Origin of the sequence: Pseudomonas sp. Z5-35 (assembly GCF_051131945.1) — a bacterium.
Lineage (GTDB): Bacteria > Pseudomonadota > Gammaproteobacteria > Pseudomonadales > Pseudomonadaceae > Aquipseudomonas > Aquipseudomonas marvdashtae.
The window spans coordinates 707389-729271 of the sequence record NZ_CP071640.1; the positions used below are offsets into that span (position 1 = coordinate 707389).

At 63.6% G+C, this 21883-nt stretch carries 24 protein-coding genes; 15 read left to right on the forward strand and 9 right to left on the reverse strand.

All coding sequences use genetic code 11. The annotated features are described in order from the left end of the window. Positions 1-19: 19 nt before the first annotated feature. A complete protein-coding gene (locus J3P95_RS03395) occupies positions 20-4333 on the reverse strand; it encodes a DEAD/DEAH box helicase (protein WP_434578719.1) in 4314 nt (1437 codons plus the stop codon). Between the two features lie 201 nt (positions 4334-4534). On the opposite strand from J3P95_RS03395, the gene J3P95_RS03400 reads away from it, so the two are divergent. Then, positions 4535-5419, forward strand: coding sequence for a sugar nucleotide-binding protein (locus J3P95_RS03400; protein ID WP_434560670.1), 885 nt, complete (start codon positions 4535-4537; stop codon positions 5417-5419). After that, positions 5412-6341, forward strand: coding sequence for an NAD-dependent epimerase/dehydratase family protein (locus tag J3P95_RS03405; RefSeq protein ID WP_434560672.1), 930 nt, complete (start codon positions 5412-5414; stop codon positions 6339-6341). Before J3P95_RS03400 ends, J3P95_RS03405 begins: the two co-directional genes overlap by 8 nt. Positions 6342-6409: 68 nt before the next feature. On the opposite strand, the gene J3P95_RS03410 is transcribed toward J3P95_RS03405, so the two are convergent. The 5 genes from J3P95_RS03410 to J3P95_RS03430 all read right to left on the reverse strand — a co-directional run bounded on the left by J3P95_RS03410 (position 6410) and on the right by J3P95_RS03430 (position 10398). Further along, positions 6410-7108, reverse strand: a complete 699-nt coding sequence (locus J3P95_RS03410; RefSeq protein ID WP_434560674.1) for an OmpW/AlkL family protein — start codon at positions 7106-7108, stop codon at positions 6410-6412. Between the two features lie 127 nt (positions 7109-7235). Beyond that, the gene (locus J3P95_RS03415) at positions 7236-7754 is read right to left on the reverse strand and encodes a DUF3299 domain-containing protein (protein WP_434560676.1); all 519 of its coding nucleotides are present in this window, start codon (positions 7752-7754) and stop codon (positions 7236-7238) included. Positions 7755-7765: 11 nt separating this feature from the next. Next, positions 7766-9031 carry an ABC transporter permease gene (locus tag J3P95_RS03420; RefSeq protein ID WP_434578716.1) on the reverse strand — a complete coding sequence of 422 codons (1266 nt, stop codon included), beginning with the start codon at positions 9029-9031 and terminating at the stop codon, positions 7766-7768. A gap of 1 nt (position 9032) precedes the next feature. Beyond that, positions 9033-9743 carry an ABC transporter ATP-binding protein gene (locus J3P95_RS03425; RefSeq protein ID WP_434578714.1) on the reverse strand — a complete coding sequence of 237 codons (711 nt, stop codon included), beginning with the start codon at positions 9741-9743 and terminating at the stop codon, positions 9033-9035. Positions 9744-9813: 70 nt separating this feature from the next. After that, on the reverse strand, positions 9814-10398 hold the full coding sequence (locus J3P95_RS03430) for a DUF2796 domain-containing protein (protein WP_434578712.1): 585 nt from the start codon (positions 10396-10398) through the stop codon (positions 9814-9816). A 120-nt stretch (positions 10399-10518) separates the two neighbouring features. Here J3P95_RS03430 and J3P95_RS03435 point away from each other — a divergent pair, with 120 nt between their 5' ends. Continuing rightward, positions 10519-10875, forward strand: coding sequence for a hypothetical protein (locus tag J3P95_RS03435; protein ID WP_434560684.1), 357 nt, complete (start codon positions 10519-10521; stop codon positions 10873-10875). Between the two features lie 73 nt (positions 10876-10948). On the opposite strand, the gene trxA is transcribed toward J3P95_RS03435, so the two are convergent. The 3 genes from trxA to J3P95_RS03450 all read right to left on the reverse strand — a co-directional run bounded on the left by trxA (position 10949) and on the right by J3P95_RS03450 (position 13021). After that, positions 10949-11821 carry a thioredoxin gene (gene trxA / locus J3P95_RS03440; RefSeq protein ID WP_434578710.1) on the reverse strand — a complete coding sequence of 291 codons (873 nt, stop codon included), beginning with the start codon at positions 11819-11821 and terminating at the stop codon, positions 10949-10951. An 85-nt stretch (positions 11822-11906) separates the two neighbouring features. Further along, on the reverse strand, positions 11907-12560 hold the full coding sequence (locus J3P95_RS03445; RefSeq protein WP_434578709.1) for a class I SAM-dependent methyltransferase: 654 nt from the start codon (positions 12558-12560) through the stop codon (positions 11907-11909). Beyond that, positions 12557-13021, reverse strand: coding sequence for a YbaY family lipoprotein (locus J3P95_RS03450; RefSeq protein WP_434560690.1), 465 nt, complete (start codon positions 13019-13021; stop codon positions 12557-12559). Before J3P95_RS03450 ends, J3P95_RS03445 begins: the two co-directional genes overlap by 4 nt. Before the next feature lie 127 nt (positions 13022-13148). Between J3P95_RS03450 and nrdR the strand changes: the two genes are divergently transcribed. The 12 genes from nrdR (at position 13149) to J3P95_RS03510 (ending at position 21877) form a co-directional block, all read left to right on the forward strand. After that, on the forward strand, positions 13149-13613 hold the full coding sequence (gene nrdR / locus J3P95_RS03455) for a transcriptional regulator NrdR (protein ID WP_013694316.1): 465 nt from the start codon (positions 13149-13151) through the stop codon (positions 13611-13613). Beyond that, positions 13610-14743 carry a bifunctional diaminohydroxyphosphoribosylaminopyrimidine deaminase/5-amino-6-(5-phosphoribosylamino)uracil reductase RibD gene (ribD, locus tag J3P95_RS03460; protein WP_434578707.1) on the forward strand — a complete coding sequence of 378 codons (1134 nt, stop codon included), beginning with the start codon at positions 13610-13612 and terminating at the stop codon, positions 14741-14743. The genes nrdR and ribD overlap by 4 nt, the downstream gene beginning before the upstream one ends. A gap of 46 nt (positions 14744-14789) precedes the next feature. Continuing rightward, a complete protein-coding gene (locus J3P95_RS03465) occupies positions 14790-15464 on the forward strand; it encodes a riboflavin synthase (protein WP_434578705.1) in 675 nt (224 codons plus the stop codon). Between the two features lie 16 nt (positions 15465-15480). Beyond that, on the forward strand, positions 15481-16572 hold the full coding sequence (gene ribBA / locus J3P95_RS03470) for a bifunctional 3,4-dihydroxy-2-butanone-4-phosphate synthase/GTP cyclohydrolase II (RefSeq protein WP_434578703.1): 1092 nt from the start codon (positions 15481-15483) through the stop codon (positions 16570-16572). 150 nt (positions 16573-16722) lie between these two features. Continuing rightward, positions 16723-17199, forward strand: a complete 477-nt coding sequence (gene ribH / locus J3P95_RS03475) for a 6,7-dimethyl-8-ribityllumazine synthase (RefSeq protein ID WP_181288414.1) — start codon at positions 16723-16725, stop codon at positions 17197-17199. Further along, positions 17196-17696: a transcription antitermination factor NusB gene (gene nusB / locus J3P95_RS03480; protein WP_434560698.1), complete on the forward strand. Its 501-nt coding sequence runs from the start codon at positions 17196-17198 to the stop codon at positions 17694-17696. The genes ribH and nusB overlap by 4 nt, the downstream gene beginning before the upstream one ends. A gap of 17 nt (positions 17697-17713) precedes the next feature. Further along, positions 17714-18679, forward strand: coding sequence for a thiamine-phosphate kinase (gene thiL / locus J3P95_RS03485; RefSeq protein ID WP_434560700.1), 966 nt, complete (start codon positions 17714-17716; stop codon positions 18677-18679). Beyond that, on the forward strand, positions 18676-19179 hold the full coding sequence (locus J3P95_RS03490; RefSeq protein WP_434560702.1) for a phosphatidylglycerophosphatase A family protein: 504 nt from the start codon (positions 18676-18678) through the stop codon (positions 19177-19179). The genes thiL and J3P95_RS03490 overlap by 4 nt, the downstream gene beginning before the upstream one ends. Before the next feature lie 11 nt (positions 19180-19190). Then, the gene (locus tag J3P95_RS03495) at positions 19191-19949 is read left to right on the forward strand and encodes a substrate-binding periplasmic protein (protein WP_434578701.1); all 759 of its coding nucleotides are present in this window, start codon (positions 19191-19193) and stop codon (positions 19947-19949) included. 109 nt (positions 19950-20058) lie between these two features. Beyond that, on the forward strand, positions 20059-20676 hold the full coding sequence (gene ribA, locus J3P95_RS03500; protein ID WP_186614576.1) for a GTP cyclohydrolase II: 618 nt from the start codon (positions 20059-20061) through the stop codon (positions 20674-20676). Then, a complete protein-coding gene (locus J3P95_RS03505; protein WP_434578699.1) occupies positions 20673-21092 on the forward strand; it encodes an MFS transporter in 420 nt (139 codons plus the stop codon). The genes ribA and J3P95_RS03505 overlap by 4 nt, the downstream gene beginning before the upstream one ends. Continuing rightward, entirely contained in the window at positions 21092-21877 is a 786-nt protein-coding gene (locus J3P95_RS03510) for a cobalamin-binding protein (RefSeq protein ID WP_434560708.1), read from the forward strand. Before J3P95_RS03505 ends, J3P95_RS03510 begins: the two co-directional genes overlap by 1 nt. Positions 21878-21883: the final 6 nt, after the last annotated feature.

A 21883-nucleotide genomic window follows, 5' to 3' on the forward strand; every position in this document is an offset into this window, starting at 1 on the left:
CGGGTTATTGCGTTTCTGGTTAATGGTGTTGAATCAGCTTGGTGCGAATCTCAGACATCACTTGGGCATCCAGCTCCGCCCAAAACTGCGCCTTGCCGGCAATCTGCGCCGCCACTGGCAACCCATCGCGGTATACCAGTCGATTACTCACCAGCGCCGGTACTTTCGTCCCCGGCAGCAAAGTCCCGGCGAGGTTCAGCGGATCAACGCCGCATACCGCGACCAGGCTGCCATCGGTGGGGCGGCGGCGTACTTCGCGCAGCAACGGGATGGCTTCGGGCAAGGCAAACTGTTCGCCGGCCAGCCCGCTGACGAAACGCCCGCCACGAATCTCGCCCCGTGCTTCCAGGCGATGAAAAGTGCGCAGCAGTTCACGCCAGCTCGGCAACCAATCGGCTTCGCGCTCCAGCAGCCGCCAGAACACCACACCGTAGCGGCGCAACAGGGTCATGGCGATGTGTTCCAGAGTCTCGGGCGGCGTCGGCGAGGGCCGGTTATCCGGCGCTGGGGCGGGTGAGCTGCGGCGCAACAAGGCCCAGCGCCCGGCATCGTCCATGCCGCCGACAAACGCCCCACGCCCGCGCCGGCTGCTACGGGCCTGGCGCTTGCTGGCAGGCGTGATCAACGCCCTCAGCCCGGCGAAGCTGTCGGCGTTCACCCGGCCCGCGCCCACCAGTTCCTGCAGGGCGATTTCCAGTTCGCTGCGCAGCAGGTGGGCTTCGTGCAGCAGCTCATCGAAAAACAGCGCGCCATGTTCGCTGAGGGCTTGATGGACTTTCTGCGTCTTGGGCGACAGTTCGCTGACCGGCGTCTGCTCGGTCAGGTTGCTCCACAGCGCGACCCTGGCGCGTGGCAGCAAGACAATCGGCGTGCTGCGCAAGGCGCTGGCGGCCAGCTTCTGGCGGGCACTGAGGCGCGTCCAGACGAACTTGCCGCTGCGACAGAGTTCGTCGAGCCAGCTCGGCGAATAATCCTTGACCCGTGCCGGGAGCAAGTCGCTGTCCCAGGCCGAGGCGGCGGCCGGGTAGCCCTCGAACTGGCTGACAATCGACGGCAGCACGGCGCTGCCACGGCCCTGGGCCGACGGCGAAAGGTGCTGCCAATCGAACAGGAATCGCATGAAGTCTTGCAACATCACCGGCTCGATTTCCCGCCGCAGACGCTTGACGGTGTAGCGGTGGATACGCGCCAACAGATGCCGCTCGCACCATTCTTCCTGGCCGGTGCCCGGCGTGAACCGCCCGCGCAACACGTACCCCTGCTGTTCCAGCTGGGCCAGGGCCTGGGTCGCTTGTGCCGGTGACAGCCCCAGCGGGTAGGCAATCGCCGTCAACGGCTGCGGGCCAAAGGCACTGAGCCGCGCACGGAGTATTTCCACTACGGCGTCGTCGGCGTTCCACTGTTCATCGAACCCTGGCAGCGGTGTCAGCGCTGGCTGCCATTGGGCCTGTGGATAAATCGCTTGCAGGCAAGTCAGCCGTTCCAGCGGCACCCACAGGCCGCGTTCGTCGCTGATCTCGACATGACTGGCGCGACCCTGCTCGGCCAGGGTCCGCAACCCATCCAGCCACGCCGGCTCGGCGCTGGCTTCGCTGTCGGCGATGCACGCCAGGCTCATGAGTGCTTCATGGATTTCGTCGATGTTGGTCGGCGTCGGCCAGGCCTCGTCCCGCACGGCCTGGATGGCATCGGCGTCAAGCGCGCCCAGGTCGTCGGTGGACTGTGGATCGCTCCAGCGGCGGTTGATCACCGCTTGGGTGCGGCGCTCTTCCAGCGGTGCGTCGTCGAGAAAGGTGTAGGGCCGGGCGCTGAGAATTTCCGCTGCCAGGGGCGAGGGCGCCGGGAGGTCGCGGCTGATCAGGCGAACCTCGCCTGCTTCCACGCGCCGCAACAGGGCCAGCCAGCCTTCGCTGTCCATGGCTTCGTGCAGGCAATCGTCCAGGGTTTGTTCAACCAGCGGATGGTCGGGAATCTCGCGCTCGCCGGCGAGGTTTTCCAGGCAGGCGATCTGGTCGGGGAAGACGCTGGCGATCAGGTCTTCGCTTTTCATGCGTTGGATCTGCGGGGCGACTTTGCGCCCGCCGGTATAGCGCGGCAAGGCCAGGGCCACGCCGGCGTTCCAGCGCCAACGAACGCCGAACAGCGGCGCATCCAGCACCGCTTGCACGAGAATCTGCTCGGCGCTGTGACTGTTGAGGTAGCGCCAGACCTCGTCCAGCTCGAAGCTGTGGCTGGTGGACAGCGAGAGCACGATGGCATCCTCGCTGGCGGCGGCCTGCAGTTCGAAGTTGAAGGTGCGGCAGAAGCGCTTGCGCAGCGCCAGGCCCCAGGCGCGGTTGATCCGGCTGCCGAACGGCGTGTGGATGATCAGTTGCGTGCCGCCGGACTCATCGAAGAAGCGCTCCATCAGCAGCGTTTCCTGGGACGGCAAGGCGCCGAAGGCCAGGCGCGCCGGGGCCAGGTAATTAATTAATTGTTCGGCGCTGGCGAGGTTCAGTTGCAAGGTGCCGGTCAGCCAGTCCAGGGCCGGTTGCAGGTTGCCCGGCGTGGCGCCGAGCAGCTGGTCCAGTTGGGCTTGCAGGCGGGCGACGGCCAGGGACAACTCGGCGCTGCGCCCCGGGGCCTCGCCGAGCCAGAACGGAATGGTCGGCGGCTGGCCCTGGGCATCCTCGACCCGCACGCGACCGGTTTCTACGCGGATGATGCGATAAGAGGTATTGCCCAGTTGGAACACATCGCCCGCGATGCTCTCGACCGCGAAGTCCTCGTTGACGCTGCCGATGTTCAGGCCCTGGGGTTCGAGCAGCACGCTGTAGTCGGCGTTGTCCGGAATCGTCCCGCCGCTGGTCACGGCCGTCAGCTTGCTGCCCCGACGACCGCGCAAGGTCCGTGTCACGGCGTCCCGGTGCAGGTAGGCGCTGCGCACGCCCTGCCTGCCATTAAGGCCTTCGGCGAGCATTTGCAGCAGCGCCTGGTAATGCGCCTCGTCGAATTCGGCATAGGGTGAGGCGCGGCGAAACATCGCCAGCAGCGCTTGCTCCTGCCATTCCTGGCAACTGACCTCGGCGACGATCTGCTGGGCCAGCACGTCCAGCGGCGCCTTGGGGATGTGCAGGATGTCGAGTTCGCCACGGCGCACGCAATCGAGCAGTGCGGCGCATTCGATCAAGTCGTCGCGGGTGGTGGCGAACAGGCGACCCTTGGGCGTGCCGCCGACTTGGTGACCGGAGCGGCCAACTCGTTGCAGGAACGCCGAGATCGAGCGGGGCGAGGCGATCTGACAAACGAGGTCGACATCGCCGATATCGATGCCCAGCTCCAGGGACGCGGTGGCGATCAAGATTTGCAGTTCGCCGCGCTTGAGACGTTGTTCGGCGTCCAGGCGAAACTCCTTGGCGAGGCTGCCGTGGTGTGCGGCCACGGCGTCCTTGCCCAGGCGCTCGCTCAAGTGACGACTCAGGCGTTCGGCCAGGCGCCGGGTGTTGACGAACACCAGCGTCGTACGGTGTTCCCGGGCCAACTCGGCGAGGCGGTTGTAGACCAGTTCCCACACGTCGTTGGCCATCACCGCCGAGAGCGGCACCGGCGGCACTTCGATGTCCAGGTCTCGCGGACGGGCGTGGCCGATGTCGACGATCTCACAGGTTCGGCCATGGCCCACGAGAAAGCGCGACACCGCCTCGATGGGTTTTTGCGTGGCGGACAGGCCGATGCGCACCAGCGGCTCGGCGCACAGCGCTTGCAACCGTTCCAGGCTCAGGGCCAGGTGGCTGCCGCGCTTGCTGGCGGCGATCGCGTGGATTTCATCGACGATCACCGTGCGGGTGCTGGCGAGCATCTGCCGGCCGGAATCGGAGCCGAGCAACACATAAAGCGATTCGGGGGTGGTCACCAGGATGTGCGGCGCCGTCTTGCGCATCGCCGAGCGTTCTTTTTGCGGCGTATCACCCGTGCGCACGGCGGTGGTGATGTGCAGGGGCGGCAAATCCATCCGGCGCAATTGTTCGGTGATACCGGCCAGTGGATTCTGCAGGTTGATCTGGATATCGTTGCTCAGCGCCTTCAGCGGCGAGACATAAACCACCAGGGTCTGGTCCGGTAGGCCACCCTGTTCCAGGCCGCGATGCACCAAGTCATCGAGCACCGCGAGAAACGCGGTGAGGGTCTTGCCCGAGCCCGTGGGCGCCGCGACCAACACCGAACGGCGCTCGCCGATCAACGGCCATGCTCGGGCCTGGGCGGGCGTGACCGCCGCAAATGTCTGGCTGAACCAGGCGCGAACGGCGGGGTGAAAGCCTGCCATCGCGTGGTCGGCTGCAAGGGGTGAATTCATGGTGCAAGTTATGCGGGTGGGGCGGGGAAGATGCAAGTACCGCTTGAGGCCTTCATTGCCTCCCAGGGTCACACAAACCCACCGATCTGCACTTTACGGATGACGGTTGCGCACTAAACCCGCAAAATGCAACGATTCCGGCGACGCCCACGGGCGTTGTCGACCAAATTCTTGTGCCAACAGACTGGGCCTGCTGACTTTATGCGAATGCGCCTTATGTTATTGGGCGGCGGAAATGCCCTTGGGCAGGCGCTGATTCGCCTCGGTGCAGAAGAAGACATCGGTTTTCTTGCCCCCCGCCCACCCGAAGACGGCTGGGATGCCGCGAGCCTGACTCAACTGCTCGACGACACCCGGCCGGACGCCTTGATCAACCTGGCGTACTACTTCGACTGGTTCCAGGCCGAGGCTGTCAGCGAGCAGCGCCTGGCCAGCCAGGAGCGGGCGGTCGAGCGCCTGGCCGAACTGTGCCAGCATCACAATATCGTCTTGCTGCAACCGTCGAGCTACCGCGTGTTTGATGGCTCCCGCGCCACTGCCTACAGCGAAAAAGACGAGCCCGTGCCCCTGGGCCTGCGTGGCCAGGCGTTGTGGCGAATCGAGCAAAGCGTGCGCGCCACCTGCCCGCAACATGTGCTGCTGCGTTTTGGCTGGCTGCTGGACGATAGCGCCGACGGCATCCTCGGACGGTTCCTCGCTCGGGCCGAGCAGCCCGAAGAGCTGCTGCTGGCCGACGACCGTCGGGGCAATCCGACACCGGTCGACGACGCGGCGCGGGTGATCATCTCGGTGCTCAAGCAACTCGACTGTGCGGCGCCGCTGTGGGGCACTTATCACTACGCTGGCCACGAGGCGACCACGCCGCTGGCGCTGGGCCAGGCGATCCTCACCGAAGCCCGTGCACTGCATCCGCTGGCCATCGAGTCGCCCACACCCCAGGCCCACGCCGCCAGGCCGGACGCGGCGGAAGAACCGCAGCACGCGGTCCTGGCCTGCAAGAAAATTCTGCACACCTTCGGGATCAAGCCCCGCGCCTGGCGCGCGGCCCTCCCGGGCTTACTGGATAGGTTTTATCGCCATGGCTGAAGGCCCTGTTTTAATCACCGGCGGCGCGGGTTTCATTGGTTCGCACCTGACCGACGCGTTGCTCGCCAAGGGGCATTCGGTGCGCATCCTTGACGACTTGTCTACCGGCAAGCGCAGCAACCTGCCGCTGGACAACCCCGCGCTCGAACTGATCGAGGGCGATGTCGCCGATGCCGCGCTGCTCGCCCGGGCCATGCTCGGTTGCAGTGGCGTGGCGCACTTGGCGGCCGTGGCTTCGGTGCAAGCGTCGGTGGATGACCCGGTGCGCACGCACCAGAGCAATTTCATCGGCACCTTGAACGTTTGCGAGGCCATGCGCCAGGCCGGTGTGAAGCGTGTGTTGTTCGCCTCCAGCGCGGCGGTCTATGGCAATAACGGCGAAGGCCAGTCCATCGATGAAGAGACGCCCAAGGCGCCGCTCACGCCTTACGCGGCAGACAAACTGGCCAGCGAGTTCTACTTGGATTTCTACCGGCGCCAGCATGCCCTGGAACCGGCGGTGTTCCGTTTCTTCAATATCTATGGCCCGCGCCAGGATCCGTCTTCGCCCTATTCCGGGGTGATCAGCATCTTCAGCGAACGGGCACAAAAAGGCTTGCCGATCAGCGTATTCGGCGATGGCGAGCAGACCCGCGATTTCGTCTATGTCGAAGACCTGGTGGACGTGCTGGTGCAGGCCATTGAAAAAACTGAGGTGGACGCAGGCGCGGTGAATGTCGGCTGGAACCAGGCCACCAATCTCAAGCAGATGCTCCAGGCCCTGGCCGAGGTCGTGGGTGACTTGCCGACGATCAGCTATGGCCCGGCGCGCTCCGGCGACATTCGTCATTCGCGGGCCGATAACCGTCGGTTGCTGGAGCGTTTCCAATTGCCAGCGCAGACGCCAATGAGTGTGGGGCTGGCGCGGTTGCTGGGGCGCTGAGTTTCCATCGGCCAAAAAAAAAGGCGCCTTTCGAGGCGCCTTTTTTGTCACCTGGCAATTGCGCAGGCTTAGAACTTGTAGCCCAAGCCCACCATGTAGACGAACGGGTCCACGTCGACGTCCACCTTGGCCCGGGTGCCGCCGGCCACGGCGTTGTTGTCGACATAGGCCGTGGTGTCGATGTCGATGTAGCGGACCTGGCCGTTGATCATGATGTTATCGGTCAGCATGTAGTCGGCACCGACTTGCCACGCCATGCCCCAGCTGTTTTTCGCCCGGAAATTGCTGAAGCCGTTGGCGCTGGCTTCGCTGCCGACGTGTTCATCGTAGATCCAGGTGTAGTTGATGCCGGCGCCGACGTAAGGCTGGAAGGCCGACTTGGCGTCGAGCGGGTAGTAAACCACGCTCAGGGTTGGCGGCAGGTGCTTGAGGGTGCCGAGCTTGTTATTGGCCGCGCCCAGGGCGGTGCCTTTGATTTTGACGTCGTGCTCGAATGGCGAAGCCGCCAGCAACTCAATACCCCAGTTGTTGGTGAGCATGTAGGCGAAGTTCAGGCCCAACTGAGTGTCGCTGCTCATGGTTGCCTTGCCGCCCAGGTCAGCGCCGGCTAGCGGGCCTCGGTCGACCTTGACGCTGGAGCTGTCGGCATCCGGATTGACGGTGATGGCGCCCGCGCGAACGATGATATCGCCGGCGGTATGGGCCTGGGCCATCGGGGCGGAGAGTGCGAGGGCCACGAGGGAAGCGCTGAGCAAGGACTTGTGCATGGGGGCTCCAGAGAACATTCAAAAAAGGATGTCCCATGGTACGAAGCCGTCTGGACAGGTCTTTTGACTCAGCTCAATGAAAGTGTGATGAGGCTGATGCGAACAGACCGCCGCTACTGGATCGGTCTCACTCCGGCAGCTCATAAACGTAGATTTTCTCGGCGTCCATCTGGTATCCGGCATCGGCCAGTTCACTGGTGGACGGCTTGACCTGCATCGGCCCTTCGACCCAGTACGGCTGGTACAACTCGTCGAGCTTGACGCCGAGTTCGCTTTTCACGTGCACGATCTGGTTCGACGGCGGTGGCGGCACGTGGATGCAGGCGCCGAAATACGGCACCAGCAGAAAGTCGGTGGTGCGGCCTTCCTCGCTGACTTCCAGCGGCACGATATAACCTGGCAAGCGAATCTGCTGACCGTCCAGCGCCTTGACCACCGGGGCGTTGGGCAGGTCCTGCTTGGCCGCAGGCGCGGATTCGGCCGCCAGGGCATCGCTCATCTTCGACAGGTCGTGCAGCGGTGTCATGTTCGGCACTTCCGGCGGCGCGTCCGGTGGGATCATTTCCGACCAGGACAGGTTCCTCGGCTCGGCTGCCCACAAGGGCAGGGCGACCAGCATCAACAGCGCAAGCAGGGCGCGGGGCATTTTCAACGTCCTCATAAACGGATCGACAGGCCATCGGCCAGCGATTGGCGATAGGCGCGCCAGGCCGGCACGCTGCCCATCAGCAGGGCGGCGACCAGAATGCCAGCCAGCAGCGTCCATTCATACTCGCTCGGCCAACTCAATGGCAGGTACAAGCCATAGGCCGACTGCACGTAGCCCTGGGCGGCGGCAATGCCAACGTAAAGCAACGCCAGCCCGGCGACCACCCCGGCCAACGCCAGGGCGAAGGCCTCGAGCACCAGCAGGCTTGCGATGTGCCACGGCCTCGCGCCCACCGAGCGCAGGATCGCCATCTCTCGACGACGCTCGTTGAGGCTGGTGAGGATCGCCGTGAGCATGCCGATCAACCCGGTCAGCACGACGAACAACGAAATCACGAACAAGGCTTTTTCGGCCGTGCCCATCAGGCTCCAGAGTTCCTGAAGTGCCACGCCGGGCAGGATGGCCAACAGCGGTTCGCCACGGAATTCATTGATCTCGCGCTGCAAGGCAAAGGTCGAGATCTTGCTGTTGAGGCCAAGCATGAACGCGGTGATCGCCTGGGGCGTGAGGTCCATGTTGCGGGCCTGGTCGGCGCTGATGCGCCCGTTGCCCTGGGCCGGCACGCCATTTTTCCAGTCGATGTGAATCGCTTCCATGCCGCCGAGGCTGATGTGCAGCGTGCGGTCCACTGGCGTGCCGGTGCGCTTGAGAATCCCGACCACAGTGAAAGGCTTGTCGTCATGCTTGACCAGGCTGATCGCCGCCACGCCGTGGGCCAGCACCAGTTTGTCGCCGAGTTTGTAATGCAGCGCCTCGGCCACTTCGGCGCCGAGCACGACTTCGAATGGATCGGTGACGAACGCCCGGCCCTCGGCCAGCGCCAAGTGTTGCTGGCGGCCGTACTGGTAATGCTCGAAGTAGGCTTCGGTGGTGCCCATCACTCGGTAGCCGCGATGGGAGTCGCCGAGGGACATGGGGATTGCCCATTTCACTTTCGGGTTGTTGGCGAAGTGTTCGAAGCTGTCCCAGCGGATGTTGTTGGTGGCATTGCCGATACGAAACACCGAATACAACAGCAGGTTCACCGAGCCTGAGCGAGCGCCGACGATCAGGTCGGTGCCGCTGATGGTGCTGGCGAAGCTGGCCCGCGCCTCGGTGCGCACCCGCTCCACCGCCAGCAGCAGGCACACCGAAAGGGCGATGGCGAACGCGGTAAGGATCGCGGTGAAGCGGCGGTTAGCCAGGCTGGCCATGGCTAGGCGGAACAAATACATCTCAGACCTCGAGTGGCGTGGCGGCGCGATTGAGATCGGCCAGCGACAGATTGCGGTCGAACAGCGGCGCCAGGCTCTGGTCATGGCTGACGAACAACAGGCTCGACCCGGCTTCACGACATTCGGCGAAAAGCAGCCGCAGGAAGTTTTCCCGAGCGTCGTAGTCCAGGGCTGACGTCGGTTCGTCGGCGATCACCAGTTCCGGTTGGCCGATCAAGGCGCGGGCGGCGGCGACCCTTTGCTGCTGGCCGATGGACAGCGAGTCGGCGCGACGCTCCAGCAGGCTCGAATCGGTCAGCCCAAGGTGCGCCAGCAGCGTGGCGGCGGCCTGGTCGACACTGCCGTGGCGCTGGATGGCGCGTTGCGCGCGCAGCTTGGAAAAGTGGCAAGGCAACTCGACGTTCTCGCGCACCGAGAGAAACGGCAGCAGGTTGAACTGCTGGAAAATGTAGCCGGTGTGATCCACGCGAAAGCGGTCGCGACTGCCGGCGCCCAGCTCGGTGAGCTCCTGGCCGAGCAGGCGGATACTGCCGCGATCCGGCGTCTGCACACCGCCCAGCAGGCCCAGCAGCGTCGTTTTCCCGCTGCCGCTGGGACCTTTCAGGAACAAGGTTTCGCCGGCTTCCAGGCGAAACGCCGGGATATCCAGCAGCAGCGGATGCCCGGGCCAGCTAAAGCCCAGGTCGGACAGTTGGATGAGTGCTTGGGTCATGTTTGCCGCTTCAACAAATAATGGAGCCCTGTGGAAGCGAACATGCTCCCCACAGGGTTCTTGCAGTGAATCAGAATTTCAGGGCTGGCGCCTTGGCCGTGACCTCAACGCCTTGCTGGCCGCTCGGGCTGATCAGTTGTACCTGGATTTTCTGGGTCGCGGGGAAGGTTTTGAACAGGGTCGCCAGGTCCAGGTTCTTCAACGCGCCAGGCGCCGCGCAGGTGAAAAGGTAGTGAGCGTGGATTTCGCTGTGCTCGTCGTGATGCTCGTCGCCGTCTTCATCGTGGTCTTCATGGTCCGGCTCATCGCCGAACAATGGGCTTTCCAGCTCTTGCTTGGCCACGGTGCACTTGGCGGCGGCCGGCAGGTTGAACAGCGCCAGGGGCTTTTCCAGCTGCGCCCGCACGGCGGCGACTTTGGCCTTGTCGGCGTCGCTGGTGGCGGCATGTTCGAAGCCCACCAGGTTCATCGCCGGGCTTTCCAGTTCCAGCTCCAGGGTCTGGCTGTCCAGCGCCGCGTTCAGCTGAGCGACGCCGTGTTCATGGGCACCGAGGCTGCCGTGCTCATGGTCATGGTCGTGATCATGTTCGGCGGCCGCGTGAGCGACAGCCAACGGCAGCAGGGCGAACGGCAAAGCGAGAAGCAAACGACGCATGACGAGTCTCCGGAAAAGTTATGTAATCTTATAACGAAAGTGCGCAGAGTTTGACCGTCTGCTTGGCGTCGCGCAAGGCCCATGGGAGCATGCGCAGATGAAATCTTCAGGAGCACGGTGATGTTGCGGATACGCGGAACCGTCGGCGAATGGCCGGTGGACTTGTCGATCGAAATGGATGAGGGCGACTGGGCGCAGCTCGGTGCCCAGTTGCAAGCGGTCAAATACGAAGGCGCGGCGGCACCGGCGGCCAATCCGACGGCCAAACCAGTGAACCCGGACGACACCCAGTGGCAGATCGCCCGGGAATTGCTGCGCAAGGCGGGGCAATTGAGCGGCCCGGACCTGCTGGAGCAACTCGAAGGCTTGACCGGCAGCGCTTCGGCAGGCAAGCGCCTGTTGGTGCGCCTGCGCCATAGCGCCGAGGTCAAGGTGTTGAGCGGCGGGGATACGCCGCTCTATAGCTGGGTGGGATAAAAGCAGCGAGGAGCTGCAAGCTTCAAGCTGAAATCATCTTGCCGCTCGATGCTTGGCGCTTGCAGCTAAGCCTTCAATACAACGCAGCGAACAGCTTGCGGCGGTAGGTCGTCACCAGCGGGTGGTCGTTGCCCAGCAGTTCGAACACTTGCAACAAGGTCTTGTGGGGAAGGCCTTCGCTGTAGCTGCGATTGCGGATGAACACTTTGAGCAGTGCGTCGAGCGCAGGTTCGTACTGCTGGCGGGCGAGTTGCTGGATCGCCAGTTGGTACACCGCCTCATCGTCCTGCGGATTTTGCGCCAGGCGCGCCTTGAGGTCGGCGGCGTCCGGCAGATCCTTGGCCAGGCCGAGGAATTGGATCTGCGCCCTGGCGCCGGCCAGGGCGGCCTTGTGTTCATCGCTTTTCACCGCGTCGAGCACCGTCTGCGCCTCGCCCAGCTCGCCGCGCTCGGTCAGGCAGCGCGCATAGAGAATCAGCGCCTTGGCGTTGGTGTTGTCTTCTTCCAAGAGCACTTTCAACAAGGCTTCAGCGTCGGCGAAGCGACCATCGTCGAACAGCGCCTGAGCCTGTTCGAACGGGTCGGCGGCGGCCGGAGGCGGCATCTGCACATGCGGCTCGAGCATCGCCCGCACCGCCGATTCCGGCTGGGCCCCGGCAAAACCGTCGACCGGTTGGCCGTCCTTGAACAGCACCACCGTCGGCAGGCTGCGAATGCCGAAGCGGGCGACGATGTCTTGCTCTGCGTCGCAATTGACCTTGGCCAGCAGCAGTTCGCCCTGATAACCCTCGGCGATGCCTTGCAACATTGGCATCAACGCCTTGCACGGTGCGCACCACTCGGCCCAGAAATCCACCAGCACCGGTTTGTGGAAGGAGTTGGCGATTACCGACTGGTCGAAATCGGCGGTAGTTGCGTCGAAAATGTAGGGCGTGTCCTGGGTCATGGGAATCTCGTAGAACGCTTGAATAGCGCAACTATACGGCTTGGTGTGGGGTGGCTGAAAGGCCAGGTGCTCGCGGCGCTTGAGGTCAGCGACGGGCGTGATACAGGCTCACATGCCGAAACTCCTCGGGCTCGGCCAGGTCCGGCAAGGTCATGGCTTCGAGCATTTCGATGCGCCGGTACAACGGATGCTGGAAATCCCGCACCCGCGAGTCGGCCACCAGGGCCTCGCGGCCACGGCTGAGGAACTGGTCGAGTAACGGCAGGTTGGCGCGGTCATAGAGCACATCGGCAACCAGGATCAGGTCGAAGCGATCGGCTTCGGCGAAAAAATCCGTTGAATAATTCAGCGTGACGTCATTAAGCAGGGCGTTGGCCTTTGCGGCGGCAAGTGCCAGCGGATCCAGGTCACAGGCCACCACTTCCATCGCCCCGGCCTTGGCCGCCGCGATCCCCGCCACGCCGGAACCGGCGCCGAAATCCAGCACCCGCTTGCCCTCGACCCACTGCGGATGTTCGGCCAAGTAGCGGGCCATCGCCAGGCCGCTGGCCCAACAGAAGCTCCAGTAGGGCGGTTCGTGGAGGATGCGCTGGGTTTCTTCCGAGCTGAAGGCACGGTCCATATTGTCGCCGTCGATCAGCCATAACGTCAGGTCAGTGCCGGGTAACGGGCAAGGCACCAGGCGCGCATCGCCAAGCAACTCGCCCAAGGCGTGTTGCAGGTCGTGCGGTGCAATCATGGTGCTTTGACAAATTGCAGCACGCCCAGGGCCTGGGTGGTTGGTTGGGCAATACGTTGCTCAGGCAGATGCAGGATCAATTGGCCGGATTGGCTGGCGCGACCGCGCAGTTCCACGCGGGCGCCGACCGGGAACGCTTCGGGATTGAAACGCAAGCGGAAGGGCAGCGCCTGGTTGGTGCCGATCAGGCTGGAGCTGGCGAGCAGTTGTTGCGGCCGATCCTTGTCGTCGATCACCAGCAGCGCCAGTTCAACTTCAGCCCCGGCCGGCACGCCTTGCAAGGTGCCGCTCAACTCACGCTGATGCGCCGGCAACGGCCCCAGCTCGGTGGCCTGCCGGGCTTTTTCCTGGGCCTGTTTCGGCGCCGGGGCTGGAGCGGGCGCGGCGGGTTTGGGGGCGTCGCTGCTGCACGCCATCAGCAGGCTGAAAAAACTGAGCAAAACGAGCGATCGTAGCGGCATGTGTGGCTCCAGCAAGGTGAATTCCATGGATCTGACGGTAAGCCCGTCTGTATACCGTAAACCCTATGGCTTGTCTTGCCAGTGGGATGCGCTACCATGGCCCTCCCTTTTTTTGTTGCCTGCCACCATGCACTGTCCCTTCTGCGGTGCCAACGACACCAAGGTCATCGACTCGCGACTGGTCGCCGAAGGCGAACAAGTCCGCCGCCGCCGCGAATGCCTGGCCTGCGGCGAGCGTTTCACGACGTTCGAGACCGCTGAACTGGTGTTGCCGCGCCTGATCAAAACCGACGGCAGCCGCCAGCCGTTCGACGAAGAAAAACTTCGCGCCGGCATGCAGCGCGCCCTGGAAAAACGCCCGGTGAGCGTCGAGCGCCTGGAAGCGGCACTGGTGCACATCAAGCACAAGCTGCGCGCGACCGGCGAGCGCGAGGTCAAGTCCCTGGTAGTCGGCGAGCTGGTGATGGCCGAGCTGCAGAAGCTCGATGAAGTTGCCTACATTCGCTTTGCCTCGGTGTACCGGCGCTTTCAGGATCTCAACGAATTCCGCGAAGAAATCGACCGCCTGGCCCGCGAACCGGTGAAAGAATGACCGGCCCCGGACAGCAGACCGTCCTCGACGCTCATTACATGGCCCGCGCCCTGGAACTGGCGCGGCGCGGGCATTACACCACCCACCCCAACCCCCGGGTCGGATGCGTGATCGTGCGGGACGGGCAGATTGTCGGCGAAGGCTGGCACATCCGCGCCGGCGAACCCCATGCCGAAGTCCATGCCCTGCGTGCCGCCGGTGACAACGCCCGGGGCGCCACCGCCTATGTGACGCTCGAGCCGTGCAGCCACCACGGGCGCACTCCGCCTTGCGCCGATGCGTTGGTCAACGCCGGCGTGAAGCGGGTAGTCGCGGCGATGCAGGACCCCAATCCGGAAGTCGCCGGCCGTGGTTTGCAACGGCTGGCCCAGGCCGGTATCGCCACCCAAAGCGGTGTGCTGGAGGGCGAGGCGCGCAAGCTCAACGAAGGTTTCCTCAAGCGCATGGAGCAGGGCCTGCCGTTCGTGCGGGTCAAGCTCGCCATGAGCCTCGATGGCCGCACCGCCATGGAAAGCGGCGAGAGCCAGTGGATCACCGGTCCGGCCGCGCGTTCGGCGGTGCAGCGCCTGCGAGCCCAGGCCAGCGTCGTCCTGACCGGCGCCGACACGGTGCTGGCGGACAACGCCCGGCTGACCGTGCGCGCCGACGAACTCGGCTTGGATGCCGAACAAACCGCGCTGGTCATGAGCCGTCCGCCGCTGCGGGTGCTGGTTGACGGTCGCCTGCGGGTGCCGCTGGATGCAGCCTTCTTCAGGGCCGGCCCGGCGCTCGTCGCTACCTGCATGGCGGTGGAGGAACAATACGCCAACGGCCCCGAGTGCATGATCGTCGCGGGTGACGACGGCCAGGTCGATTTGCGGCGCCTGCTGGTCGAGCTGGCGAACCGTGGCGTCAACGAGGTGCTGGTGGAGGCTGGGCCACGGTTGGCGGGGGCTTTCGCCCGGCAAGGGTTGGTGGACGAGTTCCAGATTTTTATCGCCGGCAAGTTCCTCGGTTCTTCAGCGCGGCCGCTGTTGGACTGGCCGCTGGAGCAGATCAAAGACGCGCCGGAACTTAGCATCACCGAAATCCGCGCCGTGGGCGATGACTGGCGAGTCATCGCCGTCCCCGCTCCACAGGCCAGCGTATAATTCCCGGCTTTCGCGCAAGCGGCGGCCCGTTCTCGAGGAGGACTCCATGTTTACCGGCATCATCGAATCCATCGGCAGCATCCGTGCACTCACTCCCAAGGGTGGGGACGTGCGGGTCCATGTCGAAACCGGCAAGCTCGACCTGAGCGACGTCAAACTCGGCGACAGCATCGCCGTCAACGGCGTCTGCCTGACCGCCGTTGAGCTGCCGGGCAATGGTTTCCTGGCGGACGTCAGCCGGGAAACCCTCGATTGCACGGCGATGAACGATCTCAAGAGCGGCAGCCCGGTCAACCTGGAAAAAGCCCTGACCCCGACCACTCGCCTCGGCGGGCACCTGGTCAGCGGTCACGTGGACGGTGTCGGCGAAGTGGTCTCGCGCACCGATAACGCCCGTGCCGTGGAGTTTCGTATCCGCGCCCCGAAAGAACTCGCCAAGTACATCGCCCACAAAGGCTCGATCACCGTCGATGGCACCAGCCTGACGGTCAATGCGGTGGACGGCGCCGAATTCCTGCTGACGATCATTCCGCATACCCTGAGCGAAACCATCATGGCCTCGTACCGGCCGGGTCGCCGGGTCAACCTGGAAGTCGACTTGCTGGCGCGTTACCTGGAACGCCTGTTGTTGGGCGATAAGGCCGCAGAGTCCGGCGCCTCGCAAAAAGGCGGCAACATCACCGAAAGCTTTCTGGCCACCAACGGCTACCTCAAATCCTGACCCAAGGGGGTGCCGCGTGGCGCTCAATAGCATCGAAGAACTGGTTGAAGACATCCGCCAAGGCAAGATGGTCATCCTCATGGATGACGAAGACCGCGAGAACGAAGGCGACCTGATCATGGCCGCCGAGTGCTGCAAGGCCGAGCACATCAACTTCATGGCCAAGCACGCCCGCGGGCTGATCTGCATGCCGATGACCCGCGAGCGCTGCGAGCTGCTGAAGCTGCCGTTGATGGCGCCGCGCAACGGCTCCGGGTTCGGTACCAAGTTCACCGTGTCGATCGAGGCCGCCGAAGGCGTCACCACCGGTATCTCCGCCGCTGACCGGGCGCGAACCGTGCAAGCGGCCGCTGCTACTGCCGCCAAGGCTGAAGACATCGTCAGTCCCGGCCACATCTTCCCGCTGATGGCCCAGGCCGGCGGCACCCTGGCCCGCGCCGGCCACACCGAAGCGGCGTGCGACCTGGCGCGCATGGCCGGTTTCGAGCCCGCCGGTGTGATCTGCGAAGTGATGAACGACGACGGCACCATGTCCCGCCGTGCGGAACTGGAAACCTTCGCCGCTGAGCACAACATCAAGATCGGCACCATCGCCGACCTGATCCACTACCGCATGATCCACGAACGTACCGTTCAGCGGATCGCCGAGCAGCCGCTGGACAGCGAACTGGGCCAGTTCAACCTGGTGACCTACCGCGATTCGGTGGAAGGCGATGTGCACATGGCGCTGACCCTGGGCACCGTGTGCGCCGAAGAGCCGACCCTGGTTCGCGTGCACAACATGGACCCGCTGCGCGACCTGTTGATGGTCAAGCAACCGGGCCGCTGGAGCCTGCGCGCCGCCATGGCCGCCGTGGCCGAGGCTGGCAGCGGCGTGGTGCTGCTGCTCGGGCACCCGCTCGACGGCGACGTGCTGCTGGCGCATATCCGCGAAACCACCGAGCAGCAACCGCTGAAAAAACCGACCACCTACAGCATCGTCGGTGCCGGTTCGCAGATCCTTCGTGACCTGGGTGTACGTAAAATGCGCCTGATGAGTGCACCGATGAAATTTAATGCGATATCCGGTTTCGATCTGGAAGTTGTAGAATACGTGCCCTCCGAATAATGGCCTGCGGATTCCGGATTGTTGTTCAGGCTTGTTAGATCCATTTGTGGCAAGCGAACGAGATGGCGGAGTCCACAGCGTTGTATTCGAGACTAATATCACTGAGGAGTGCGTATAGAACGCGCTCCGGCTCTTTAAGAGATCTGACGAATGACCCTGAAGACCATCGAAGGTACCTTCATCGCCCCCAAAGGCCGCTACGCTTTGGTAGTAGGCCGTTTCAACAGCTTTGTGGTTGAGAGCCTGGTCGACGGTGCGGTCGATGCCCTGGTTCGCCATGGCGTGAGCGAAGGCGACATCACCATCATCCGCGCGCCTGGCGCCTTCGAAATTCCGTTGGTTGCGCAGAAAGTCGCTCAAAAGGGCGAATATGCGGCGATCATCGCCCTCGGCGCGGTCATTCGTGGCGGTACTCCGCATTTCGAATACGTGGCCGGCGAATGCACCAAGGGCCTGGCCCAGGTGTCCATGGAATTTGGCGTACCGGTCGCCTTCGGCGTGCTGACCGTTGATTCCATCGAGCAAGCCATCGAACGTTCCGGCACCAAGGCCGGTAACAAAGGTGCCGAAGCTGCCCTGTCCGCCCTGGAAATGGTCAGCCTGCTGGCGCAGTTGGAGGCCAAGTGATTAGCGACGAAAGCGATCGTTTCAATCCGCGCGATCCGAAGCCGGCCGACGCCGGTAAACCTTCGAAAAGCGTCAAGCGCCGCGAAGCCCGTCAGCTCGCGACCCAGGCCCTGTACCAATGGCACATGGCAAAGCAGTCGCTGAACGAGATCGAAGCGCAGTTTCGCGTCGATAACGATTTCAGCGATGTCGATGGTGCGTACTTCCGCGAGATCCTCCATGGCGTCCCGGCGCACAAGAGCGAAATCGATATCGCCCTGGCACCTTGCCTGGACCTGACCATCGATGAGCTGGACCCGGTTGAACTGGCCGTGTTGCGCCTGTCCACCTGGGAACTGATGCAGCGCGTCGACGTACCGTATCGCGTGGTGATCAACGAAGGGATCGAACTGGCGAAAGTCTTCGGTTCCACCGATGGCCACAAGTTCGTCAACGGCGTCCTCGACAAGCTCGCCCCGCGCCTGCGTGAAGCTGAAGTGAAGGCGTTCAAGCGCTGATTGGCGCTTGAAATCCCATGGGTGAGTTCGAGCTGATCCGTCAGTACTTCGCTGCCGCTGCGTGTGCGCAAGGCGGCGAGGGCGTTGCGCTCGGAATCGGCGACGATTGCGCCCTGCTGGCCGTTCCTCCCGGGGAACAGCTGGCGGTATCCACCGATACGCTCGTGGCCGGTGTGCATTTTCCAGACCCTTGCGACCCGTTCCTGCTCGGCCAGCGCTCGCTGGCCGTGGCGGTCAGCGACCTGGCCGCCATGGGCGCCAGTCCTCTTGCCTTTACCCTTGCCTTGACCTTGCCGACGGTGACCACCGATTGGCTGCAGGCTTATGCCTGTGGCTTGAACCAGATGGCCCAGGCCTGTGGCGTAGCGCTAGTCGGCGGCGATACCACCCGCGGGCCGTTGAGCCTGACCCTGACCGTGCTCGGTCGCGTACCGTCCGGCCAGGCCTTGATCCGCAGCGGCGCGCAGCCCGGCGATCTGCTCTGCGTCGGCGGTGACCTGGGCAATGCCGCTGGCGCGTTGCCGCTGGTTCTTGGCGAGCGTAGCGCCGAGCCTGCTGTTGCCGAGCCGCTGCTGGCACATTACTGGTCACCGCGACCGCAGATCGACTTGGGCCTTGCGCTGCGAGGCAAGGCCGGCGCGGCGATGGATATTTCCGATGGCCTGCTGGCCGACTGTGGGCATATCTCATTGGCGTCCGGCGTGGCACTGACGGTTGAACGGGACCGCTTGCCGCTGTCCATGCCGCTGGTGACGCTGCTTGGCCAATCGGGCGCAGAACACGCCGCCCTGAGCGGTGGCGACGATTACGTGTTGCTGTTCACATTGCCGCCGGTCCGATTGTCGGCACTCCTGGCCGAAGGCTGGCCGATCCATGTGGTCGGCAATGTCACGGCGGGGCAGGGCGTCATGCTGCTCGACAGCCTTGGACAGGACATCACCCCGCCAATCCGGGGCTATCAACATTTTCGGGAGACACCGTGACAGATCATCCCAACCAGGTTCCAGCAGAATTCGTTCCGCCCTCGGTCTGGCGTAATCCCTGGCATTTCCTGGCGTTTGGCTTCGGTTCGGGCACGTTGCCGAAAGCGCCAGGCACATGGGGTTCGCTGGTTGCGCTACCCTTCATACCGTTGTGGCAGATGTTGCCCGATTGGGGCTACTGGCTGATGCTCGGCATCACCATGCTGTTCGGCTTCTGGCTGTGCGGCAAAGTGGCGGATGATTTGCGGGTGCACGACCATGAAGGCATCGTCTGGGACGAGATGGTCGGCATGTGGATTACCCTGTGGCTGGTGCCGGAAGGCTGGTACTGGTTGTTGACGGGTTTCCTGGTGTTCCGCTTCTTCGATATCCTCAAGCCGTGGCCGATCCGCTGGATCGATCGCAAGGTACACGGCGGGGTAGGCATCATGCTCGACGACGTACTGGCCGGCGTCTTCGCCTGGCTGGCAATGCAAGGGTTGGTGTGGTGTTTCACCTGAGGGGTCCAGGCATGGGCGTAAGCCGCGCACTTCTGCTGTTGCTGTGTTTTGGAGCCTTGCTCGGCTTTCGGGTGGCCGAGTCGGCGCCCTTGCCCGGCGAGATCCGCGCCGCCAGCGAAGAGTGGGCCGATTACACCCAGGCAGACGGCCAAGGCATGGCATGGGACATTCTGCGCGAGGTGTTCGAACCCGAGGGCGTCAAGCTGAAGATCCGAAGTGTCCCCTACACACGTTCAATCGGCTTGGTGGAGCGCGCCGACGCCGATGTCCAGGTCGGTGCCTATCGCGATGAGACCGAGGGATTGCTGTACCCCCGTTGGCACTACGACGTTGATCACATCTATGCCTTGGGCCTGGCCTCCAAACCCTCTCCCTCATTGGCGACCATCGGTGACTACCGGCTTGTGTGGATGCGCGGCTACGAATACGACCGCTATCTGCCTAACATCCGCCGTTTCAATGAAATCCACCGCTCTGTCGGCATCCTGCCGATGCTCGTCCATGATCGCGCCGATTTTTATATCGATGCATTGATGGAGATCCAGGATGTGCTTTCCAAGGCCGATGATCCCAAGCAATACAAGCTTTCCCCGCTGATCAACCTGCCGCTGTACCTGGGCTTTGCCAACACCGAAAACGGCCGTGCGTTGCGTGCACTGTTTGACCGGCGCATGGATGTACTGGTGAAAAACGGCGAGTTGAAACCGATTTTCGAACGCTGGAAGCAACCCTATCCCTTCGACGAGCACGGTAAACCACCGAAGCTGTGATCAAACTTTTTGATGTTTATGGCCGATAATTCAGCCTAAGCGTCTGCGGGAGCCTGCTGTTACAATGCCCGCCTCTGCGAAACTCCAGTACTAGATCAGGAGCACACCGGTGCCTGTCGTTTTTGTTGCCGCTTCCAAGCTGCCAACGCCCTTTGCGCAATTCACCATGCATGGTTTTCTCGATGAAACCACCGGTCGCGAGCACGTCGTGCTCAGCCTGGGGGATTTCGCCGACGGTGCTCCGGTACTCGGTCGCCTGCACTCCGAATGCCTGACGGGCGATGCGTTGTTCAGCCAGCGCTGCGACTGCGGCTCGCAACTCGAAGCCGCGCTGCAGGCCATTGCCCGCGAAGGCCGTGGCGTGCTGTTGTACCTGCGCCAGGAAGGACGCGGCATTGGCTTGCTGAACAAGATCCGCGCCTATGAACTGCAAGATGGCGGCGCCGATACCGTGGAAGCCAACGAACGCCTGGGGTTTGCCGCCGACATGCGCGACTACAGCATTTGCCAGCCAATGCTCGAACATCTGGGTATCAAGTCGTTGCGGTTGATGACCAATAATCCGCGCAAGGTCAAGGCATTGACCGACATGGGCATCGTGGTGGCCGAGCGCGTGCCGTTGCACACCGGGCATAACCCGCATAACAAACTGTACCTGGCGACCAAGGCCAGCAAGCTCGACCACATGATGGGCAACGAGCACCAGGGCGAGGTTGACCGGGCGTGACGCGCGGTCAGGTTCGGCGGCGGCTGTCCGTCAGTTGGTGGCAATACTTGGCGCTGGCCTTGCTGCCGCTGTTCGTGATCAACGCGGTGTTTGGCCAGGGCGAAGCGATTCTGCCGGTGCTGGCGATGCCATTGTTCATCGCCGGCATGGCGTCGATGTTTGTCAGCCTGCGGTTTTTCGGTGGCTATAAAAACGCCCTGATCGCCACGCAAGAATCCCTCGATACACCGGAAGAGCCTCAGGCCTGGATCACCCTCGCGGCCCGGCGTCGCGCAGCCTTCCTGGCCGCCGGCTTGCCGGCCTGGATTGGCGCATTGGCAGTATTCGTCGGTCTGGAAGCGGTGCCGCTGATGCTTTTGGCGCTGTCCACCGCCGTACTGTTCTACCTGTATCGCATTCCGCGCCAGCTCGGCTGATGCGCCTCTGGCTGGCGGTCCTGCTGCTGGCCGCCAGCGCGTCGACGGCGGCGGCTTCCCGGGTCGTCAGCCTGGCGCCGTCGCTGTCTGAAATCGTCGTCGAACTGGGTTCTACCGACTTGTTGGTGGGCGTGCTGGACGGCGGCGATCGCCCACCGGCCCTGAAAGACCTGCCTTCGGTGGGGCGTTACGGGCAACTGGATATGGAGCGCTTGCTCAGCCTCAAGCCTGATCTGCTCCTGCTCTGGCCTGGCAGTGTCGGCCCGGCCCAGCGCGAACAGCTCAAGGGTTTGCAGATCCCTGCCTATGTCGCCGAACCCCGCAGTCTCGACCAACTTATCACGCAAATCGAAGAAATTGCCCAGATACTCGGCCGCCCGGAACGGGGCGCCCAGCGAACCGCGCAACTGCGCGTGCGTCTTGAGGCACTGCGCCTGCGCTATCGGCGAGACACGCCATTGCCGGTGTTCTATCAGGTCTGGGACCGGCCGTTGTACACCGTGGGTGGCGGGCAGATCATCAGCGATGCGCTGGCCACTTGCGGTGCACACAACGTATTTGCCGACCAGGATCTGCCGGCGCCGCAGGTGAGCGTGGAATCGGTGTTGCAGCGTAAGCCGCAAATGATCCTGGCCACGGACCAGGCGCAGCTCGATGCCTGGAAGGCCTGGCCGGTGGCGCAGGGGCGGTTGTTGCTGGTCACTGACAAGGGATTGGAGCGGCCCAGCGGGCAGATGATCGAAGCCGTTGCCCGGTTGTGTGAGCTGATCGCGCCGGACCGGTAGGCCGCG

Excerpts from the sequence above, each read along its gene's own strand:
- J3P95_RS03510 (WP_434560708.1), top strand. The coding sequence starts at position 21,092 with ATGCGCCTCTGGCTGGCGGTCCTGCTGCTGGCCGCCAGCGCGTCGACG.
- nrdR (WP_013694316.1), top strand. The coding sequence starts at position 13,149 with ATGCACTGTCCCTTCTGCGGTGCCAACGACACCAAGGTCATCGACTCG.
- J3P95_RS03450 (WP_434560690.1), bottom strand. The coding sequence starts at position 13,021 with ATGCCGCTACGATCGCTCGTTTTGCTCAGTTTTTTCAGCCTGCTGATG.
- J3P95_RS03410 (WP_434560674.1), bottom strand. The coding sequence starts at position 7,108 with ATGCACAAGTCCTTGCTCAGCGCTTCCCTCGTGGCCCTCGCACTCTCC.
- J3P95_RS03415 (WP_434560676.1), bottom strand. The coding sequence starts at position 7,754 with ATGCCCCGCGCCCTGCTTGCGCTGTTGATGCTGGTCGCCCTGCCCTTG.
- J3P95_RS03495 (WP_434578701.1), top strand. The coding sequence starts at position 19,191 with ATGGGCGTAAGCCGCGCACTTCTGCTGTTGCTGTGTTTTGGAGCCTTG.
- J3P95_RS03445 (WP_434578709.1), bottom strand. The coding sequence starts at position 12,560 with ATGATTGCACCGCACGACCTGCAACACGCCTTGGGCGAGTTGCTTGGC.
- ribD (WP_434578707.1), top strand. The coding sequence starts at position 13,610 with ATGACCGGCCCCGGACAGCAGACCGTCCTCGACGCTCATTACATGGCC.
- J3P95_RS03405 (WP_434560672.1), top strand. The coding sequence starts at position 5,412 with ATGGCTGAAGGCCCTGTTTTAATCACCGGCGGCGCGGGTTTCATTGGT.
- trxA (WP_434578710.1), bottom strand. The coding sequence starts at position 11,821 with ATGACCCAGGACACGCCCTACATTTTCGACGCAACTACCGCCGATTTC.
- J3P95_RS03465 (WP_434578705.1), top strand. The coding sequence starts at position 14,790 with ATGTTTACCGGCATCATCGAATCCATCGGCAGCATCCGTGCACTCACT.
- thiL (WP_434560700.1), top strand. The coding sequence starts at position 17,714 with ATGGGTGAGTTCGAGCTGATCCGTCAGTACTTCGCTGCCGCTGCGTGT.
- J3P95_RS03435 (WP_434560684.1), top strand. The coding sequence starts at position 10,519 with ATGTTGCGGATACGCGGAACCGTCGGCGAATGGCCGGTGGACTTGTCG.
- J3P95_RS03420 (WP_434578716.1), bottom strand. The coding sequence starts at position 9,031 with ATGTATTTGTTCCGCCTAGCCATGGCCAGCCTGGCTAACCGCCGCTTC.
- ribH (WP_181288414.1), top strand. The coding sequence starts at position 16,723 with ATGACCCTGAAGACCATCGAAGGTACCTTCATCGCCCCCAAAGGCCGC.
- J3P95_RS03430 (WP_434578712.1), bottom strand. The coding sequence starts at position 10,398 with ATGCGTCGTTTGCTTCTCGCTTTGCCGTTCGCCCTGCTGCCGTTGGCT.
- J3P95_RS03400 (WP_434560670.1), top strand. The coding sequence starts at position 4,535 with ATGCGAATGCGCCTTATGTTATTGGGCGGCGGAAATGCCCTTGGGCAG.
- J3P95_RS03425 (WP_434578714.1), bottom strand. The coding sequence starts at position 9,743 with ATGACCCAAGCACTCATCCAACTGTCCGACCTGGGCTTTAGCTGGCCC.
- J3P95_RS03395 (WP_434578719.1), bottom strand. The coding sequence starts at position 4,333 with ATGAATTCACCCCTTGCAGCCGACCACGCGATGGCAGGCTTTCACCCC.